The 2,017-nt window shown below is 75.0% G+C and carries 1 protein-coding gene; it reads left to right on the top strand.

What is annotated here, in order from left to right; translation table 11 throughout:
* A partial coding sequence (locus B9S61_RS24350) for an acyltransferase domain-containing protein (RefSeq protein ID WP_146064941.1) occupies window positions 1-2,017 on the top strand: 2,017 nt, incomplete at both ends.

The following is a 2,017-nucleotide window of genomic DNA, read 5'->3' as shown; positions in this document are numbered from 1 at the left end:
GGCCGTACGGTGCTGGTGTTCCCGGGGCAGGGTTCGCAGTGGGTGGGGATGGCTGCGGAGCTGTTGGGTGGGTCGGCGGTGTTCGCGGGTCGGATGGCGGAGTGTGGGCGGGCTTTGTCGCCGTTCGTGGAGTGGTCGTTGGTGGAGGTGCTGGGGTCGAAGGAGTTGTTGGCGCGGGTCGACGTGGTGCAGCCGGTGTTGTGGGCCGTGATGGTGTCGCTCGCGGAGGTGTGGCGGTCCTACGGTGTGACCGTCGATGCGGTGGTGGGTCATTCGCAGGGTGAGATCGCTGCTGCGTGTGTGGCGGGTGGGCTGAGTCTGGAGGACGGGGCCCGGGTGGTGGCGCTGCGTTCGCGTGCGGTGGGGGTGTTGGCGGGCCGGGGCGGGATGGCGTCGGTGCCGTTGCCGGTGGACGCGGCACGGGAGCGTCTTGCCGGGTGGGACGGCCGTCTGTCGGTGGCCGCCGTCAACGGCCCCTCGTCGGTGGTGGTGTCGGGCGACGCGGACGCGGTCGCGGAACTGGTGGCGGAGTTCGTGGAGGAGGGAGTGTGGGCGCGCCTGATCGAGGTCGACTACGCCTCGCACTCCTCGCACGTGGAGGAGATCCGCGAGCGGCTGTTCGCCGACCTGGAGGACATCACCCCCCGCTCCGGCGCGGTGCCGTACTACTCCAGCGTGACCGGTGGCCTGCTGGACACGAAGGCCCTGGACGCCGACTACTGGTACCGCAACCTCCGGCAGACCGTCGAGTTCGAGCGGACGACCCGCGCGCTTCTCGCGGCCGGACACCGCGTCTTCATCGAGTCCAGCCCCCAGCCCGCCCTGATGTACGGGATCGAGGACACGGCCGCCGACGCCGGCGCCCCCGAGACGGTGGTGCTCGGCACCCTGCGGTGCGGGGCCGGAGGGCCCCGCCGGCTGCAGCTCGCCCTCGCCGAGGCCCACGTCCGGGGCCTGCGGGTCGACTGGCAGACCCTGTTCGAGGGCACCGGCGCCCGACGGGTCGACCTGCCCACCTACGCCTTCCAGCGCCGCCGCTACTGGCTCGACTCCCTGCCCGCCGACCGCGACCCGGCGGCCACCGGACAGGCCGCGGCGGACCATCCGCTGCTCGGCGCCGCCGTCGAACTGCCCGACGAAGCGGGCACCCTCTTCACCGGCCGGCTCTCCCTGGCCGCCCATCCCTGGCTCGCCGACCACGCCGTGGCCGGAGCCGTGATCGTGCCCGGCGCGGCCCTCGTGGAACTGGCCGCGCACGCGGGCCGCAGCCTCGGCTGCGCCTTCGTGGAGGAACTGACCCTGGCCGCACCGCTGGTGCTGCCCGGCGACGCCGCCGCCGACCACGCCGTCCAGCTGCGCGTACGGGTCGGTGCCGACGACGGCACCGGCCGGCGCCCGGTGGAGTTCCACTCCCGGCCCGAGACCGCCCCCGGCGCCGCCGACCAGCCCTGGACCCGGCACGCGACCGGCACCCTCGGTCTCCGGAACCCCTCGGGAGACCAAGCCGACCAAGCCGACACGCCGGGCGCGTGGCCCCCGCCCGGCGCGGTCCCCCTGGACGTGGAGGCACTGTACGAGCTGCTCGAAGACCGGGGCGTCGCCTACGGCCCGGCGTTCCGTGGCCTGCGCGCCGCCTGGCGCGCCGCGGACGGCATCCACGCCGAAGTGGCCCTGCCCGACGAGCTCCCCGGCACCGGACCCGATGGCTTCGGCGTGCACCCGGCCCTCCTGGACGCGGCCCTCCAGACGACCGGCCTGCGCGAAGGCGCCGCGACCGCGGAGAGCGCCGACGGCGTCCCGCTGCCCTTCTCCTGGCAGCGCGTCGCGATCGACACCTCCGACGCGCCGGTCCTGCGCGTACACCTGCGCTCCGACGGCCCCGACGCCGTCACCGCGCGGATCACCGACCCGTCCGGGCGCACCGTGGCGACGGTCGGCTCGCTCACCCTGCGCACGGCGTCCGCCGCCGCGCTGCGCGCGTCCTCGGGTTCCGTCTTCCACGTCGGCTGGACGCCGG

It is taken from the genome of Streptomyces sp. SM1, assembly GCF_002910825.1.
GTDB lineage: Bacteria > Actinomycetota > Actinomycetes > Streptomycetales > Streptomycetaceae > Streptomyces > Streptomyces okerensis.
Note: the sequence above shows the minus strand (reverse complement) of the source record. Positions and strands in the feature narration are given on the sequence as shown.